Raw genomic sequence first — 1,369 nt, 5'->3', positions numbered from 1 at the left:
CAATGCGAAAGGCGGTCGAATACACCAGTGGCCTTAAGGTCGACGAGTATCCAAAAGAGGTTCGCGAATTGACTCCGATTTTCTCGAAGCTGCGTGCTATCTCCGATTTGACCACGCCATTCGACCGGGCCGAAGCGGCCGCACAAGGAATTGAACCGAACGAACTAGATATTTTGGAGAAGTATGGTGTGGCGTACGCCGACGAGGGCAGCTTTGAAGTGCCGGAGCTGTTCCGAATTGGGCTAGGGATGAAAAGAAAAGGTGCCAGGCCAAACATCATCAGCCTTACGAGAAAGGCACGGGAGAGGGCTAAAGCATGATCGAAGTGTTTGTCGGGGGGGGGGGCGGCACGCCGAACCTGCCGCTGACGCCGGATTTTCTTCGCACGCAAGCGCCGCCCCTCGGGTCGCAGCTCACCGGCGAAGGAACCGGTAGGCGTTCAACCGACCGATCGTGCCTGCCGGTTCCAGTTGCGGTCGCCGGGCGCATCGCGTTACGAAATCATGGCGCACGACTGCACTACTGTCTGGTACTCCGCTCGTCCAGCGCATAGTGCGCCTCGGCCGCACCTTTCCTGCCGAACAAGGTCTTGGCTCCTCAGACGTCGCTGCTGACCGACAAACGCGAAGTCGTCGCCGAGCTCGAGAAGAAAGTCTGTGAGCCGCTGGATCAGCGCGGCCTCGAGGTCCGACTCCGAGTACTCATCTTTGAGATCGAGAAATTCGAGGACAAACGGATCGCGGATCGCCTCCACGGGCGTCAGCGCCGCGCACAGGATCAGACCCACTGTTTTCAATATCAACGAGGCGCCCGCCGACGACGATCGTGTTTCGCCGGTGGCGCAGAACAAGGAAAGAGGCGGCGGAAATGCTCGCGAATCGCTTAACGTCTACGAGGTGGTCAAACCGGCGAAGATCGTAGCCCTTAGTCAAAGCTTCCGTGCTTTGGCGATTCGGACGACAGTCGGCGAACAAGAGGTGCCGTTACACTGCGGTGAAGGTTGAGCGGGCATTCTATACCAGCGGCATGAGACCTCAGAGAGGTGTTCAACGCGACCAACTTGCCTGGTCTCGCGGAAGTTGGCCATCCGGGTCGTTGACCTCGATCGAATTGCCATCGCCGAGGCGGTCGGTAAACACCACGACGTTTGTACCGCTCTCGTGCGTCTGGCTGGGAAACACAATGCCGGTAAAGCCCTGCTCCCGAACCATGTCGCTCAGAACCCAAGTCGGGGGCTCGATGTGCAGCTCGAATTTCAGGTGCCGCCAATCCTCGCTCCAGTCGTGCCAAAGGTCGTCCCAAAGAGGGCCGCGGTGGAGTTGCCGCAGGTCGACCAGATTACGCAGCGCGACGGTGTAGGAGCAGACCG

2 protein-coding genes and 1 pseudogene are annotated in these 1,369 nt (G+C 59.3%); 1 reads left to right on the top strand and 2 read right to left on the bottom strand.

The features are described from left to right. On the top strand, positions 1 to 320 hold a 320-nt coding region (locus tag GCT19_RS43170; protein ID WP_193727547.1), incomplete at its 5' end, for a hypothetical protein. A 266-nt stretch (positions 321 to 586) separates the two neighbouring features. Here GCT19_RS43170 and GCT19_RS44295 read toward each other — a convergent pair. Beyond that, positions 587 to 763 (bottom strand): annotated as a pseudogene (locus GCT19_RS44295) (PDDEXK nuclease domain-containing protein); the annotation flags it as partial. Between the two features lie 283 nt (positions 764 to 1,046). Continuing rightward, positions 1,047 to 1,369, bottom strand: a 323-nt coding sequence (locus GCT19_RS42020) for an RES domain-containing protein (RefSeq protein ID WP_152854674.1), incomplete at its 5' end; no start/stop codon positions are given.

This window comes from Paraburkholderia atlantica (assembly GCF_009362785.1).
Classification (GTDB): Bacteria; Pseudomonadota; Gammaproteobacteria; order Burkholderiales; family Burkholderiaceae; genus Paraburkholderia; species Paraburkholderia atlantica.
This window is presented reverse-complemented; position numbering and strand designations above follow the sequence as displayed.